This window comes from Salipiger mucosus DSM 16094 (assembly GCF_000442255.1).
Lineage (GTDB): Bacteria > Pseudomonadota > Alphaproteobacteria > Rhodobacterales > Rhodobacteraceae > Salipiger > Salipiger mucosus.
Map to the genome: position 1 here is coordinate 210907 of NZ_KE557273.1, position 15472 is coordinate 226378.

Annotated in this window: 14 protein-coding genes; 9 read left to right on the forward strand and 5 right to left on the reverse strand. The window is 68.7% G+C overall.

The annotated features are described in order from the left end of the window. Positions 1 to 3: 3 nt before the first annotated feature. Positions 4 to 606, reverse strand: a complete 603-nt coding sequence (locus SALMUC_RS01105) for an exopolysaccharide biosynthesis protein (protein WP_037370943.1) — start codon at positions 604 to 606, stop codon at positions 4 to 6. 454 nt (positions 607 to 1060) lie between these two features. Here SALMUC_RS01105 and SALMUC_RS01110 point away from each other — a divergent pair, with 454 nt between their 5' ends. Further along, positions 1061 to 2098 (forward strand): AI-2E family transporter, encoded by a 1038-nt coding sequence (locus SALMUC_RS01110; protein WP_021119679.1) that lies wholly within the window; start codon positions 1061 to 1063, stop codon positions 2096 to 2098. A 193-nt stretch (positions 2099 to 2291) separates the two neighbouring features. On the opposite strand, the gene SALMUC_RS01115 is transcribed toward SALMUC_RS01110, so the two are convergent. Beyond that, positions 2292 to 3287, reverse strand: coding sequence for a YihY/virulence factor BrkB family protein (locus SALMUC_RS01115; protein WP_021119680.1), 996 nt, complete (start codon positions 3285 to 3287; stop codon positions 2292 to 2294). A 183-nt stretch (positions 3288 to 3470) separates the two neighbouring features. Here SALMUC_RS01115 and SALMUC_RS01120 point away from each other — a divergent pair, with 183 nt between their 5' ends. The 4 genes from SALMUC_RS01120 (at position 3471) to SALMUC_RS01135 (ending at position 7226) form a co-directional block, all read left to right on the forward strand. Continuing rightward, positions 3471 to 3926, forward strand: coding sequence for a hypothetical protein (locus tag SALMUC_RS01120; protein WP_020040941.1), 456 nt, complete (start codon positions 3471 to 3473; stop codon positions 3924 to 3926). A 114-nt stretch (positions 3927 to 4040) separates the two neighbouring features. Next, a complete protein-coding gene (locus SALMUC_RS01125) occupies positions 4041 to 5423 on the forward strand; it encodes a phosphomannomutase (RefSeq protein WP_020040940.1) in 1383 nt (460 codons plus the stop codon). Between the two features lie 67 nt (positions 5424 to 5490). Further along, positions 5491 to 6411 (forward strand): diacylglycerol/lipid kinase family protein, encoded by a 921-nt coding sequence (locus SALMUC_RS01130; RefSeq protein WP_020040939.1) that lies wholly within the window; start codon positions 5491 to 5493, stop codon positions 6409 to 6411. Further along, the gene (locus SALMUC_RS01135) at positions 6408 to 7226 is read left to right on the forward strand and encodes a metallophosphoesterase family protein (protein WP_020040938.1); all 819 of its coding nucleotides are present in this window, start codon (positions 6408 to 6410) and stop codon (positions 7224 to 7226) included. The genes SALMUC_RS01130 and SALMUC_RS01135 overlap by 4 nt, the downstream gene beginning before the upstream one ends. Positions 7227 to 7263: 37 nt before the next feature. Here the strand turns inward: SALMUC_RS01135 and ilvD are convergent, their stop codons facing one another. Further along, positions 7264 to 9093: a dihydroxy-acid dehydratase gene (gene ilvD, locus SALMUC_RS01140; RefSeq protein WP_020040937.1), complete on the reverse strand. Its 1830-nt coding sequence runs from the start codon at positions 9091 to 9093 to the stop codon at positions 7264 to 7266. Between the two features lie 219 nt (positions 9094 to 9312). On the opposite strand from ilvD, the gene SALMUC_RS31630 reads away from it, so the two are divergent. Both SALMUC_RS31630 and SALMUC_RS31635 read left to right on the forward strand, forming a co-directional pair. After that, positions 9313 to 10413: a hypothetical protein gene (locus tag SALMUC_RS31630; protein WP_021119681.1), complete on the forward strand. Its 1101-nt coding sequence runs from the start codon at positions 9313 to 9315 to the stop codon at positions 10411 to 10413. Between the two features lie 91 nt (positions 10414 to 10504). Continuing rightward, the gene (locus SALMUC_RS31635) at positions 10505 to 11671 is read left to right on the forward strand and encodes a mechanosensitive ion channel domain-containing protein (RefSeq protein WP_021119682.1); all 1167 of its coding nucleotides are present in this window, start codon (positions 10505 to 10507) and stop codon (positions 11669 to 11671) included. A 10-nt stretch (positions 11672 to 11681) separates the two neighbouring features. Here SALMUC_RS31635 and SALMUC_RS01150 read toward each other — a convergent pair whose 3' ends face one another. Together SALMUC_RS01150 and SALMUC_RS01155 are read right to left on the reverse strand one after the other, a co-directional pair. After that, positions 11682 to 12098 carry a DUF6636 domain-containing protein gene (locus SALMUC_RS01150; protein WP_020040936.1) on the reverse strand — a complete coding sequence of 139 codons (417 nt, stop codon included), beginning with the start codon at positions 12096 to 12098 and terminating at the stop codon, positions 11682 to 11684. An 87-nt stretch (positions 12099 to 12185) separates the two neighbouring features. Next, a complete protein-coding gene (locus tag SALMUC_RS01155) occupies positions 12186 to 13145 on the reverse strand; it encodes an L-malyl-CoA/beta-methylmalyl-CoA lyase (RefSeq protein WP_020040935.1) in 960 nt (319 codons plus the stop codon). A 262-nt stretch (positions 13146 to 13407) separates the two neighbouring features. Between SALMUC_RS01155 and dgcN the strand changes: the two genes are divergently transcribed. Together dgcN and dgcA are read left to right on the forward strand one after the other, a co-directional pair. Next, complete coding sequence (gene dgcN, locus SALMUC_RS01160) at positions 13408 to 14409, forward strand: N-acetyltransferase DgcN (RefSeq protein WP_020040934.1); 1002 nt, start codon at positions 13408 to 13410, stop codon at positions 14407 to 14409. A 98-nt stretch (positions 14410 to 14507) separates the two neighbouring features. Continuing rightward, positions 14508 to 15470: an N-acetyl-D-Glu racemase DgcA gene (gene dgcA, locus SALMUC_RS01165; RefSeq protein ID WP_020040933.1), complete on the forward strand. Its 963-nt coding sequence runs from the start codon at positions 14508 to 14510 to the stop codon at positions 15468 to 15470. Positions 15471 to 15472: the final 2 nt, after the last annotated feature.

Sequence of the window (15472 nt, forward strand, 5' to 3'; positions counted from 1 at the left end):
CGGTCAGACCGCGCCGAGCGCGAAGAAGGGCAACATGGCGGCGCTCAGCACGGCAATGCTGCCGATCAGCGCGAACAGCCCGTCTCGCGCGAGCAGTGCGGTGGAAAAGAGCAGCACCGCCGCGCCCAGCACCGACGATGAAAAGGGGACCAGTTCGAGGAAGGGCATGGCGAGGCCGCAAAGCATGCAGAGCAGGTAGAGCCAGGCGCGCATCGGCGGCCGCACCATGAAGCGCAGTCGGCTGCGGGTCTTGTTGTCCAGCCAGTCGGTGAACTTGCGCAGCTTGGTGACGGCAGCCCGGGCGCGGGCGCCGTCGATGCGGCGGTCCATGATGAAGGCCGGTAGCCATATGTGGCGGCGTGCCAGCAGGAGTTGCAGCGCGATGAAGGCGATCGTCAGGCCGCAGATCGAGGAGAACAGCGGAATGCCGGACAGCGGCGAGACCACCAGCAGCGCGGGGACCATCATCACGGGGAGGAACGAGGAATCGCCGAAGCTTTTCAGAAGGTCGCGCGGGGTCACCGTGTCGCCGTGCGCGGCTTCGTCCAAACGGTCAACGATTTCTCCGACCGGCCGTCGCGGGCCGTCCGATGCTGTGGTCGTCATGTGAGAGAGTGATCCCCGGCTCGTGGCTACTGCGGTCAACGCGCGGATCATAGCCCGGTTCCCTGGTCCTGGCGAGCCAATCGTGGTTCAGCCGAAACCCGCCAGAGCCGCCAGCCGGAGCAGCGCACAGACCATCCCCGTCGTGGTTTTCGCGGGCTCGTCCCACCCGGCGTCCTACCCAGAGTACGGCGATGCGTCCGGGTCGACGCCGAGCCGGCGCAGGGCGGGCCGGCCCACGCCGACAGTTCCGGATTATGGCGGCAATAGTCTGGGCAGGCATCGCCATGTTCCAAGTTGCGCACCTGCGGGGACCCGACCGCATCCGAGATTGTTTCCGAAATTACGGCAGTCCCTTGAGCAGATGGAACTGGAGCGGACTTGAGGACAGCGCGAGTGAGTATGCATCAACCCTAATATGTCGGGAACGAATGGCGCCACCGGATGTTATCAAGCCATGGCAAGCCGTCCCCTTTCCGGCGATCCGATCGTGCGCGTCGCGATCGTTGTGATCGCATCCATCGCCCTGCTCGCCGGTCTTCGGCTCGCTGACGACATTTTCGCCCCCTTGGTGCTCTCCGTTGTCGTGGGCATCATCTTCGCCCCCGTTGCGGATCGGATGGACCGGATCGGCATTCCGCGGCCGGTGGCCGTGCTGGTCCTGATGGTCCTGCTGTTCTTCGCCTTCGCGGCGCTGGCCTACCTGATCGAGCCCTACATCTCTCTCGCGATCGACCAGATCCCCTCGGTCCGCTACGAGATCCGCAAGCTGCTCTTCGAATACCGCGACCTGATCCGCGGCATCGACGAGGTGAACGAGCAGATGTCCGAAGCGCTCGGCAACGGCGACTCCGAGGGCGATGGGGGCGCGGCCGCTATGCCGGGCATGACCGATGCGTTGTTCCTGGCACCCGCGATCCTGGCGCAGATCCTGATCTTCCTCGGCGGGCTGTTCTTCTTCCTGCTGACCCGCGACAACATCTACCGCTGGGCCTCGCGCAGGATCGGCTCGCGCGCCGACACCGCCGCCATCATGGAGCGGTTCTGCGATGCCGAGATCACGGTCTCGAGGTACTTCGCGACGATCTCGGTCATCAACGCCGGGCTCGGGTTCGCCGTGGGCGGCGTGCTGATGGCGGTGGGCGTGCCCGGTGCCGTGATCTGGGGGATCGGCGCCGCGCTGATGAACTTCATCCTCTACCTCGGTCCGGCGGCCATGGCCGGCGGCCTTCTGCTGACCGGCGTCGTGCACTACGACGGTCTCATGACCTTTGCGCCCCCGGCAATCTACCTTGCGATCAACATGACGGAGGCGCAGTTCGTCACGCCCTCGCTCGTGGGGCGGCATGTCGATATCAATCCCTTCCTGCTCTTCGTTTCGCTGGTTTTCTGGCTCTGGCTCTGGGGGCCGCTGGGCGGCATCGTTGCCATTCCGGTGACGGTCGTGCTGCTCAAGATGTTCGACATCTTCAACGAGCACCCCACAGGCCCCTGAGGTCCGGTCCAGAGCGGGATCGATATGGGCGGGCGGCTGTCTCGGCGGCGCCCGCCCTTTTCATGTCGTGAGCAGGAGGCATGTCGTGGACATCAGGCACCGTGCCGCGAACATGAAGAGGCCCCGCCCGGGGAGGGGCGGGGCCGTACGTGCCAGACCGCACGAGGGAAGTCGGGACAGGTTTGCGGTCTAGTCAGGGACAGGACAGAACAGCGTCCTTGGCAACACAACACGCCCGGGCGGCCGCGGTTCCTGCCGATTTCAGGTTTTTTTGCACGGTGCCCAACGGGGGCTCCTTGGCCGGGACCGGCTCGTCCGCGCGGGCGCGCGCGATGCGTTCGAGTTCGCCGTTGAACTGCGCGCCGAGCAGGGTCATCAGTGCGCTGACGTAGAACCACAGGAGCAGCGCCACCACTGCACCGAGGGAGCCGTAAACCTCGTTCAGGCGGTCGAAATTGCGCACGTAGGTTGCCAGCGCGAAGGAGCCGGCCGACCAGCACAGGACCGCCATCACCGCACCCGGCGTGAACCAGCGCATGCGCTGGCGCCGACGGTTCGGCCCGTAGCGATAGACCAGCGCCGTCGCGAAAAACACGATGCACAGCAGCACGACCCACTTGATCGCCTCGACGGCGAGCTCGACCTCGCCGGGCAGTCCGAGGAAGGCCAGCGCGGCCGGCACGATCACGACGGCGGCGAAGGCCACGAGTGCCACGACGATGAGCATGGCGGTCAGCGCGTAGGCCACCGCGACGCGCAGGAAGACGTTGGGCCGGTGCGGCCGGTCGTGCACCGCGTTCAGTCCGCGGATCAGCGCCGCGACCGAGATCCGCGCGGTCCAGATCGCCAGCACGATCGAGAAGACCGAGGCCCATTGCAGAGTCGAGCGATTGGTGCTGACGAGCTTGGTCACCTGGTCCGAGATGAGCGACCAGGCCCCTTCCGGCACCAGGTCGCGCACCAGGTCCATCTGTTCCGAGATCACTGCAGGATCGGCCCAGTAGCCCCAGATCGCGATGACCGCGCTCATCGCGGGGAAAAGCGACAGGAAGGCGTAATAGGCCACCCCGGCCGCGGCGAGTCCGAGGTTGCGTTCGTCCATTCGGATCCAGGTGCGCCAGGCGGCGCGCACCCACTCTCGGGCGCCCAGGTCGCGCGTGCGCATCTTGGCCGGTGCGGCGTCGCTCATGGTCCGGATCTCCCTGCCGTTTCATCGCCCGGTGGCGGGCTCTCTCACGACTATGTGAGGCTCTCTCGCCCCGGGGCAAGCGCTGCGCGCTCCGCGAGGGCGCGCCTTAACCGGCTCTTCAGCCGGGCCTGTTTCCTATGGCGTCAGTAATGTTCCGATTCTGTTCCAGTTATAGGGGCCGCCATGCGTCTTGCCGGTTGTCTTGTCCTCCTGTCCATTGCCCTGCTTTCCGTGCCGACAGCGCAGGCCGCTACGCCGGCCCGCGAGCGATGGGCGCCCTTCGTCGTCGGCGACGATCCCGGCGGGCGGCTCAGGCCGCGTCTCGAGCTGGTCGCGCGGTTGCGGGCCTCCGGGCGGCGGGTCGAGATCCGGGGGCGATACTGTCATTCGGCCTGCACCGTGTACCTCGGCGCCCGCAATGTCTGCGTCAGCCCGCGCACGCGCTTCGGTTTTCATGGGCCCTACTACCGCTCGGGACCGATCGTTCATCACCGCTTCGACCATTGGTCTCGGGCGATGGCGGCCCACTATCCGGCGCCGCTGCGCCGGTGGTTCATGCGCTACGCACGTTTCCTGACGGACGACCAGGCGATCCTGAGTGGCGCGGAGCTGATCAGGATGGGGGTTCCGCGCTGCTGAGGCCAGCCGTTCGTTCGGTTTGCGGTGTCATCGCTTGCGCACCCGCTGTAGAAGGCGTTCAGGGCCGCCCTGCGGCCGGACAACTGCGCGTTTTCGCAAGGGATTCTGATCGACATGGCACCGAAATTCGGAACGAGCGGCCTGCGCGGCCTTGTGACCGAACTGAAGCCCGAGCTGGTGGCGGACCACGTCCGCGCCTTCGCCGCGGCCTGCGACACCGGCGGCACGGTCTGCGTCGGGCGCGACCTGCGCCCCTCGTCGCCGCGCATCGCGGACGACGTGATCCAGGCCGCGGCGGGCATGGGGCTGCGCGTCATCGACTGCGGCGAGGTGCCGACGCCGGCGCTGGCGCTGGCGGCGCGCCGGCACGGGGCCGGCGCGGTGATGGTGACCGGAAGCCACATTCCCGCCGACCGCAACGGGCTCAAGTTCTATTCCGCCCGGGGCGAGATCACCAAGGCCGACGAACAGGCGATCACCGCCGCGCTGGGCACGGCGCCCGCAACGGATACCGGCCCCGCGCCGGAAGCGGATGTCGAGGTCGGCGCGCGGTTCGTCGAGCGTTATGTCTCGGCCTGTGGCGCGGGCGCGCTGGCGGGGCGGCGCATCGGGCTCTACACCCATTCCGCCGTGGGCCGCGACCTCATGGCGCAGGTCTTTTCCGGCCTGGGCGCCGAGGTGATCGAGCTGGGCCGGTCCGAGACCTTCATTCCCGTCGACACCGAGGCGGTCGACCCGGAGGTGCGCGTGCAGATCGCGAACTGGGTGGCCGAGCATCGGCTCGACGCGCTGGTCTCGACCGACGGCGACTCCGACCGCCCGCTGCTTGCCGACGAGCAGGGGCGCATCGTGCCGGGCGACATCCTGGGGCAGATCACCGCGCAGGCACTGGGCGCGGACACGGTGGTGACGCCGATCTCCTCGAACAGCGGCGTGACCGAAAAGGGCTTTGGCGCGGTGCGTCGCACGCAGATCGGCTCGCCCTTCGTGATCGCGGGCATGGACGAGGCGGGCGGCAAGGTCGTGGGCTACGAGGCCAACGGCGGTTTCCTTCTGGGCTTTGCCGCGCAGGGGCCCATCGGTTCCTTCGAGCCGCTGCCGACGCGCGACTGCGTGCTGCCGCTGGTGATGACGTTGATCGCGGCGCAGGGCGGGCCGGTCTCGGCCCGCATCGCGCAGGAGCCACCGGTCGTGACCGTGGCCGACCGCCTGCAGGAGGTCCCGCAGGAGCGGTCGCGCCCCGTCGTGGCCGCGCTGGCCGAGGACGCAGCGGCCCGCGCCGACTTCCTCGGCGCGCTGGGAGGCACGGAGTCCGGCGTCGACCTGACCGACGGGGTGCGCATGACCATGACCGACGGCCGTGTCGTGCACGTCCGCCCCTCGGGCAACGCGCCCGAGCTGCGGCTCTACGTCGAGGCACCGGACGCCGAGGGCGCGTCGGCCCTGCTCGAGGCGGGCCTGGCCCGGCTGCGCAGTGCCGTTGCGGCACCCGCCTGAGCTGCAGCGCAGCGGAACCGGCTGACGGCAGGGGCGTTGATCCGCGGAACAGCCAGGAGCCGCGCCCGTGTCGTCAGACCAGAACGTCTGCGTGATTCTCAACGAGAAGTCCGGAGACCATCCAGAAGGCACCTCGCGCCGGGCCCGGCTCGAGACGCTGCTGTCGGAGAACGGGCTGCAGGCCCACATCCTGACGCCCCAACCCGGCCGCGCACTGGGCGAAACGGCGCGCCGGGCGCTGGATCGCGGCTGCAAGATGCTGGTCGCGGCGGGAGGCGACGGCACGATCTGCGCCGTGGCCGAGGCTTGTCACGCCGCCGACGCGCCCATGGGCGTGATCCCGCAGGGCACCTTCAACTACTTCGCGCGGGGCCTTGGTATCCCCGAGGACATGGCCGGCGCCGTCCGGGTGCTCGCGACCGGGCAAAAGCGCGGGGTCCGGCTGGGCGAGGTCAACGGCGAGGTCTTTCTCAACAACGCGAGCCTCGGGCTCTACCCGCTGATCCTCAACAAGCGCGAGGGCGTCTACAACCGCTGGGGACGCTCGCGCATCGCGGCTTACTGGTCGGTCGTGCTGACGCTCTCGGGCTTCCGCCGCCCGATGAAACTGCGCATCAACCGCGACGGCGAGGAGACGCGCCTGCGCACGCCGCTGGCCTTCGTGGCGAACAGCGCTTTCCAACTCGAGCAGTTCAACCTCGACGGCGCCGACGAGGTGCGCGCGGGACGGTTCGCGATGCTGACGTCGCGCGCGGACACGCGCGGCGCGCTGGCTCGCCACGCGCTGCGGCTGGCCAACGGCTGGGCCGCGCGCGGCGAGGACTTCGACCTGATGACGGGCGAGGACATTCTGGTGGACACAGGGCGCAAGCGGGCGCTGGTGGCGCGCGACGGCGAAAAGAGCCTGATGCGCGCGCCCGTGCGCTTTCGCCTGCGCGAACGCCCGCTGCAGGTCGTGGTGCCCGGGGACGATACGGAGGACGGATGAAACGGGTCGCGCATGTCTCGGATCTGCACTTTGGCCGGACCGACCACGCGTTGCGTCATGCCCTGATCGAGGCGGTGAACGCCGCGAAGCCCGACCTCGTCGCGGTGACCGGCGATTTCACCCAGCGCGCACGGCGACGGCAGTACAGCGCGGCGCGAGCCTTTCTCGAGCGGATCGAGGCGCCCTGGATGGCGGTGCCGGGCAACCACGATATCTCGCTGGACAACCTGTGGCAGCGCTTCTTTCGCCCCTGGAGGCGGTATCGCGAATTCATCTGCGACGACCTGTGCCCGGTGCACGTGCAGGACGGGCTGGTGGTCGTCGGGCTGAACACCGTCAACCGCTTCCGCTGGCAGTCGGGCCGCGTGCGCTGGCTGCAGATGCGCACCGTCTCGCGGGTCTTTTCCGAGCACGAGGGCATCAAGGTCGTGCTGGCGCATCACCCCTTCGAGCAGGACGCCGACATCAAGAAGACGCTGATGCGCGACGCCGAACGCGCGATGGAGCGGCTGTCGGATTGCGGCGCGGACCTCGTGCTGTCCGGGCACCTGCACCGCTGGCGCACCGAGCCCTTCCTGTCGGCCAAGCACGGCGCGCAGGTGCTGCAGGTTCACGTGGGCACGGGGCTGTCGACGCGGCTGCGTGGGCAGGACAACGACTTCGCCCTGCTCGATCTGGACGCGGACACGGCGGACGTCACGCGCATGGTCGCGCGGCAGGGGCGCTTCGTACCCGAGGGCACGCGGCATTTCCGGGTGCGTGATGGCGGATGGGTCGAGGCGACCGGCGGTCCGGTCGGGGCCCCGGAGGGCTGAGCCGGGTCCCGGGGGGCAGGCCCGGAACCCTAAGCGATCAGATCTGGCGCACGGCGCCCTTGGCGGCGCTGGTGGTTAGCGCAGCATAGGCCTTGAGCGCTTTCGACACCTTGCGCTTGCGCTTTTCGTCGGGCTGCCAGCCCTTCTCGTCGCGGGCGAGGCGCCGCTCGGCGATCACGGCATCGTCCACGGCAAGGTTGATCTTGCGGTTGGGGATGTCGATCTCGATGGTGTCGCCTTCTTCCACGAGGCCGATGGCGCCACCCTCGGCCGCTTCGGGCGAGACGTGGCCGATCGAGAGGCCCGAGGACCCGCCCGAGAAGCGGCCGTCGGTGACCAGCGCGCAGTCCTTCCCGAGACCTTTCGATTTCAGGTAGGATGTCGGGTAGAGCATTTCCTGCATGCCCGGCCCGCCGCGCGGCCCCTCGTAGCGGATCAGCACGATGTCGCCCTTGTGCACCTTGCCGGTCAGGATCGCGCTCACGGCGCTGTCCTGGCTCTCGAAGATGCGCGCGGGGCCGGAGAAGGTCAGGATCGACTCGTCGACACCTGCGGTCTTCACGATGCAGCCTTCCTCGGCGATGTTGCCGAAGAGCACGGCCAGCCCGCCGTCCTTGGAGAAGGCGTGGTCGTAGTCGCGGATCACGCCGTTCTGACGGTCGAGGTCGAGCGTGTCATAGCGCATCGACTGCGAGAAGGCCGTGGTCGAGCGCACGCCGCCCGGGGCCGCGCGGTAGAAGTCGTGCACGGTCTCCGAGTTGGTGCGCGCCACGTCCCAGCGGTCGAGCGCATGGGCCATGGTCTCGGCGTGGACGGTGTGCACCGAGGTGTCGATGAGGCCCGCACGGTCGAGCTCGCCCAGGATGGCCATGATGCCGCCGGCGCGATGCACGTCCTCCATGTGGACGTCGTCCTTGGCGGGCGCGACCTTGCAGAAGACGGGGACGTGCCGCGACAGCTTGTCGATGTGCGACATATCGAAATCGACCTCGCCCTCGTTCGCGGCGGCCAGCAGGTGCAGCACCGTGTTGGTCGAGCCGCCCATGGCGATGTCGAGCGTCATCGCGTTCTCGAAGGCCTTGAAGGTGGCGATGTTGCGCGGAAGGACGGTGGCGTCCTCCTGTTCGTAGTAGCGCTTGGCCAGGTCCACGATGAGGTGGCCCGCCTCGACGAACAGCCGCTGCCGGTCCGAGTGGGTCGCGAGCGTCGAGCCGTTGCCCGGCAGCGAGAGCCCCAGCGCCTCGGTCAGGCAGTTCATCGAGTTGGCGGTGAACATCCCCGAGCAGGAGCCGCAGGTCGGGCAGGCGGCTTCCTCGATGGCCGAGACCTGCGCGTCGGAATACTTGTCGTCGGCGGCGGCCACCATGGCGTCGACCAGGTCGAGCGCCCGTTCGGTGCCTTCCCATTCGACCTTGCCGGCCTCCATCGGGCCGCCCGAGACGAAGACCACGGGGATGTTGAGGCGCATCGCGGCCATCAGCATGCCGGGGGTGATCTTGTCGCAGTTCGAGATGCAGACCATGGCGTCGGCGCAGTGCGCGTTGACCATGTACTCCACGCTGTCGGCGATGATCTCGCGCGAGGGCAGGGAGTAGAGCATGCCGTCGTGGCCCATGGCGATGCCGTCATCGACCGCGATGGTGTTGAATTCCTTGGCGACGCCGCCGGCCTTCTCGACCTCGCCGGCGACCATCTGTCCGAGGTCCTTGAGGTGGACGTGGCCGGGCACGAACTGGGTGAAGCTGTTGACGATGGCGACGATCGGCTTGCCGAAGTCTCCGTCCTTCATGCCCGTGGCGCGCCACAGGCCGCGCGCGCCGGCCATGTTGCGGCCGTGGGTGGTGGTCCGGGAACGGTAGGCTGGCATGGTGGCTCCCCCTGATTGCGGTATCGGGTCTATGTATCCATGTGCGGACGCTGCGGCAAGGGGCCGCGCACCCGCGCTTGCCATGCGGGCGCGGCGACATAATCTTGCTTTTGGCCGCGGGGTTGCTCCTCGGAGACCGGACATGCAATTCGGATATACCTTTCGAATTTGTCGCGGCGCCCGCGCCAAGATCGACGACCGACCAACGGAGCCACGGACATGGTGTCACGCGCCCTGCACAGCCTTTTCGCGATTTTCCTGTTTGCCTTTGTCGGGCTCGGCGTCGTCGCCACACCCTCCGCAGCGCAGGACGCCGCCGCCACGGAGGCGGCCGAGGCGCGCTCGGATGTCGATCTGCTGATCGATGTGATCGAGGACGACACCGCGCGCGCAGAGCTGATCGAGCGGCTGCGCGCGGTGGACGGCCAGGCGGTGACACCGGGCGAGGTCGTCGACGAGATGGCGCCGGGCGCACCGCCCCCCGACGACCTGTCCTTCGGCCGGCAGGTGGCGCTGATCACGCAGGAAGTGGCCGAGGGCATCGCGGGCCGCCTGACCACGACCTGGGCGCAGCTCTCGCGGTCCTCGGGCGTGCTCGACGGTCTCAGCGGCGCCGAGCTGGGCGTGCTGCTGGACGCGCTGCGGGATCTCGCGCTCATCATCGCCGGCACGGTGGTCGTCTACATCGTGCTGCGACGGCTGGGCAAGGCGCTCTACGCGCGCATGGGCGCCTCGGCCCGCGACGGTGGCGCGCTTCGCACGGTGGTGCTGTTCCTGGCCTCGGCCCTGATCGATGCCGGGATCGTGATCGTGGCCTGGGCTGTCGGTTACGCGATCGCGGTGCTGTTCCTGGGCGAGTTCGGCCAGATCGGCATACGTCAGACCCTTTACCTCAACGCCTTCCTGCTGGTCGAGATGACCAAGGTGGTCGTGCGCATGGTGCTCTCGCCGTCGGCGGCGAACCTGCGGCCCCTTCCGGTGACGGATGGTGCCGCGCGCTATCTCGCGACCCGGCTGAACTTGATCGTCGGGCTCGTGGGCTACGGGCAGCTGCTGGTGGTGCCGGTCATCAACTCGAACGTGTCCTTCGCCGCGGGGCGCGCCGTCTCTTCGCTGATCGCCTTCGCGGTGCTCGCGCTGGCGATCTGGCTGGTGCTGCGCAACCGTCGCGCGGTGACTGACTGGATGCTCGGTTCCCGCCGCCGTACCGCCCCCGCTGCGGCGGAGCCTCGGGCCGAAACCGCTGCGCGCCCGGCGAACGAGGAGTCTCGACCCCGAGGCGCGGATCGAGCCCGAGGCGGGCGTCGACCTCGAGGATGAGCAGGCACACACGCGGCAGCGCAGGCGTCGCGAGCCGCTGGCCTGGCTCGCGCGGCACTGGCACTGGCCCGCGGTCGGTTACCTGCTGGTGATGTTCCTGCTGGTGCTGATCCGCCCCGGCAACGCCGCCTTCCAGTCGATGATCGGCTCGGCCCAGGTGCTGGGCATCGCGCTGGCGGGGATCGCCGTTGCAGGCATGATGGGCCGGACCATGGCACGCGGCGTGCATCTGCCCGAGAGCGTGACGCAGCGCCTGCCGCTGCTCGAGTCGCGGCTGAATCGCTTCGTGCCCAAGGCGCTCTTCGTGCTGCGGCTGGTGATCTTCGCACTCGTGGTGCTGCTGGCGCTCGACTCGATCAGCCTGATCGACCTCAAGCTCTGGCTCGCCAGCCGGATCGGCCTGCAGCTGACCGGCACGCTGGCGGCGGTCGCCACGATCCTCGTGATCTCCTTCGCGGTCTGGATCGCCATGACCTCCTGGGTCGACTACCGGCTCAATCCCGAGGTCGGCAAGGTCGCCACCGCGCGCGAACAGACGCTGCTGACGCTGCTGCGCAACGCGGCGACCATCGCGCTCATCGTGGTGACGCTGATGTTCGTTCTGGCCGAGGTGGGGCTCGACATCGCGCCGCTTCTGGCCTCTGCCGGGGTGCTGGGCCTGGCCATCGGTTTCGGTGCGCAGAAGATGGTGCAGGACATCATCACCGGCATTTTCATCCAGTTCGAGAACGCGATGAACGTGGGCGACGTGGTGACCGTGGGTGGCACCTCGGGCGTGGTCGAGCGTCTGACGATCCGCTCGGTCAGCCTGCGCGACCTCGCCGGCTCGTTCCACGTCATCCCGTTTTCCTCGGTCGACATGGTGACCAACTACATGCGCGATTTCGCCTACCACGTCTGCGACATGGGCGTGGCCTACCGCGAGGATGTCGAGGAGGTGAAGCAGGCCATGCTCGACGCCTTCGAGGACCTGCGTGCCGATCCCGAGCAGGCGGCCTCGATCATCGACGACCTCGAGTGGTTCGGGGTCAACAGCTTCGGCGACAGCGCGGTCAACATGCGCGCCCGGATCAAGTGTCTGCCAGGCACGCAGTGGGGCGTTGGCCGGGCCTACAACGCGCATCTCAAGCGTGTCTTCGACGCCCGCGGGATCGAGATCCCCTTCCCGCACCAGACCATCTACCTGGGCGAGGCCAAGGACGGCTCGACCCAGACCTTCCGGGTCGACGTGGACAGGGACGGCGAAGCCGGGGCCTGAGCCCCGGCCCTCAGAAGACCCCGAGGTTGCGCCGCGAGAGGTGGAAGCCGTGGCCGTCCGCGTTCTGGCAGCGCAGGCCGGTCCTGGCGGAGTGGCAGGAAATGCCGCCCCAGTCGGCCGAGACGCCGTAGGGCGCCACGTCGACGCCGGGGGCGGTGTTCTTGCCGCCAGGGCCGCCGCATTCCATCCGCACCCGGCCGCGCGCCAGCAGGATGTAGGTATGCCCCCAGGGCCCGTTGCATGAGGCCGGGCGCGGCACGTTGGGCGTGCCGCTGAACTGGTGGATCGTGCAGGTGAGGTCCGGCGGGCCCTCGCCGGTGCCGATGTAGCACTCGATGTTGCCCGAGGGGGTCTTGAAGGGGGTCACGTCGGCCGTGGCCAGCGTCGGCAGCGCGAGGGCCGCCGCGGTCAGGAATAACTTGAACATGGCTTGATCCGGAAAAGGGTCGAAACGAAAGGCGTGCGGCGAGCTTGCGCCCGCCGCACGCCACCGGTCAAGCTGTCCTTTCGGGGTTCAGTGGCCCGCGATCATCTCGGCCTGTTTCACGATCACCTCGGCCTGCTTGATCGAGGCGATGTCCACGAGCCGGCCCTTGTAGACCGTGGCGCCTTCGCCCTTGGCCTTGGCCTCCTCCATGGCGGCGAGGATCTCGCGCGCCTCGCTCACGGCCTTGTCCGACGGGGTGAAGACCTCGTTTGCGAGCGCGACCTGCTTGGGGTGGATCGCCCATTTGCCGACCATGCCCAGCGTTGCCGAGCGCAGCGCCTGCGCGCGGAAGCCCTCGTCGTCGCTGAAGTCGCCGAAGGGGCCGTCCACGGGCAGCACGCCGTGCGTGCGGCAGGCGGCGACGATGGCGGCCTGCGCCCAGTGCCAGGGGTCGGACCAGTGCTTCTGGCCCTCGTGCAGCATGTAGTAGTTTTCCTGCGTGCCGCCGATGCCGGTGGTCGACATGCCCATCGAGGCCGCGAAATCCGCGGCGCCGAGGCTCATCGCCTCGAGCCGGGGCGATCCGGCGGCGATCTGTTCGACATGGGCGATGCCGGCGGCGGATTCGATGATGACCTCGAACTTCAGCCGCTTCGTGCGGCCCTTGGCGGTCTCGATCGCGGTGACCAGGGCGTCGACCGCGTAGAGATCCTCGGCGCAGCCGACCTTGGGAATCATGATCTGGTCGAGCCGGTCGCTGGCCTGCTCCAGCAGGTCGACCACGTCGCGGTACCAGTAGGGCGTGTCGAGCCCGTTGATGCGCACCGAGAGGGTCTTTTTCCCCCAGTCCACGTCGCCGATCGCCTCGACGATGTTGGCACGCGCGCTCGCCTTGTCGTCGGGGGCGACCGAATCCTCGAGGTCGAGGTTGATGACGTCCGCCGCCGAGCCGGCCATCTTCTCGAAGATGGCGGGGCGCGAGCCGGGGCCGAACAGCTGGCAGCGGTTCGGGCGGGACGCCGGGGCGGGCTGGATGCGGAAGCTCATGTCGGACCTCGGTCGTTAAGAATGTTGCGTTTTCTTCGGGTGGATCGGTAGTAAATTGCGCATTGCTGCGCAAGCGAAATCCGGGAAGGGCCTATGGCTGCCATGGCGCGATGCCGATGGGACGGATTGCACGATTCTTCGGCGTCGTTCCGGAAATGCCGCCGATTTCGGCGGAAAACTCGGAATTCCGCCCTATTTCGGAAGGGAATTGCGCGCTGCAGCATGCAGGATGGCGCACGAATCCAAACACAGGGAGCCCGCAATGATCGAGACGCCGTATCTGCTTTTCCTCGGAGACGCCCCGGACCCCCTCGCCGCGAAGGTGGCGCAGGGGATCAAGGACTGGCGGCCGGAGAACTGCGTCGGTCAGTTCCGTCTGGAGGGCTGCAAGGCCGACCTCAAGCTGCCGGACATGACCCTGGCCGAAGCCAAGGCCGCCGGCGCCAAGACGCTGGTGATCGGCGTGGCCAACCGCGGCGGCGTGATCAGCAAGGCCTGGAAGAAGGTCCTGATCGAGGCTTTGGAAGAGGGCTTCGACCTTGCGTCGGGGCTGCACAACCTGCTGCGCGACGAGGAAGACCTTGCCGCCGTGGCCCGGGCGACGGGCCGCACGCTGCATGACGTGCGCATCCCCGAGGTGCAGTATCCCATCGCCAACGGCGAGAAGCGCACCGGCAAGCGGGTGCTGGCCGTGGGCACCGACTGCTCGGTCGGCAAGATGTACACCGCGCTGGCGCTCGATTCCGCGCTGCGCGAGGCGGGCAAGAAGTCCAGCTTCCGCGCCACGGGCCAGACCGGCATCCTGATCACCGGCGACGGCGTGCCGCTCGACGCGGTGATCGCCGACTTCATGGCGGGTTCGGTCGAGTGGCTGACGCCCGACAACGATCCCGACCACTGGGACGTGATCGAGGGGCAGGGGAGCCTGTTCCACGTGTCCTATTCCGGCGTGACCATGGCACTTGTGCACGGGGGGCAGCCCGACGCGCTGATCCTGTGCCACGAGCCCACGCGCACGCACATGCGCGGCCTGCCGGGCTACCAGCTGCCCTCGCTCGAGGCGGTGCGCGACGTGGCGCTCGAGCTTGCGAAGGTGGCGAACCCGGACTGCAAGGTCGTGGGCATCTCGATCAACACCCAGCACATGGGCGAGGACGAGGCCGCGGCCTACTGCAAGGAGATCGAGGACCGCATGGGCCTGCCCACGGTCGATCCCTTCCGCCACGGCGCGGCGCGCCTGGCCGAGGCTCTGGACGGCGTCTGAGGCCGGCCACGGCCCCGGGGCCGCGCGCGCCGCATCCGGCGCGGCGCGGCTCCGAGGGCGCTTTTGCGTATTTGGAACAAGAAGAAGGACCGGGTCCGATGATCGAGGTGACGCGTGACGTCTTCCGGCTGGCGGAGGTGTTCACGATCTCGCGCGGCAGCCGCAGCGCGGCGGAGGTGCTGACCGTCCGGGTCACGCGGGACGGCGTGACCGGCTGGGGCGAATGCGTGCCCTACGCGCGCTACGACGAGACGCTGGACAGCGTCGAGGCCGAGATTGCCGGGCTGCCCGGTGACGTGACGCGCGAGGCGCTTCAGCGGCTGTTGCCGGCCGGGGCGGCGCGCAACGCGGTGGACTGCGCGCTGTGGGATCTCGAGGCCAAGGCGGCGGGCAAGCGCGTCTGGCAGCTGGCCGGGCTGCCGGCGCCGGGGCCGGAGATCACCGCCTACACGCTCTCGCTGGACACGCCGGAGAAGATGAAGGCCCAGGCCGCCAAGCACGCCCATCGGCCGCTCCTGAAGATCAAGCTGGGCACGCCCGACGACATGCCCCGGCTGGAGGCGGTCCGCGCGGGCGCGCCCGAGGCACGGATCATCGTGGATGCCAACGAGGGCTGGTCGGCCGAGGTCTATGCCGAGCTGGCGCCGCACCTCGTGCGGCTGGGCGTGCAACTGGTGGAGCAGCCCTTGCCGGCGGCCGACGACGAGGCGCTCATCGGGATGGAGCGGCCGGTGCCGGTCTGCGCCGACGAGAGCTGCCACGACCGCGAGAGCCTGCCCGGGCTCAAGGGCAAGTATGACGTGGTGAACATCAAGCTCGACAAGACCGGCGGGCTGACCGAGGCGCTTCTGCTGCGCGAGGAGGCCGCGGTCCAGGGCTATGACGTCATGGTGGGCTGCATGGTGGGCAGTTCGCTGGCCATGGCGCCGGCACTGCTGGTGGCGCAGGGTGCGCTGGTGACCGACCTCGACGGGCCGCTGCTGCTGGCCGAGGACCGGCCCGAGCCGCTGGTCTTCGACGAGGCGGGGGTGCATCCCTCGGCGCCGGGGCTCTGGGGGTGAGC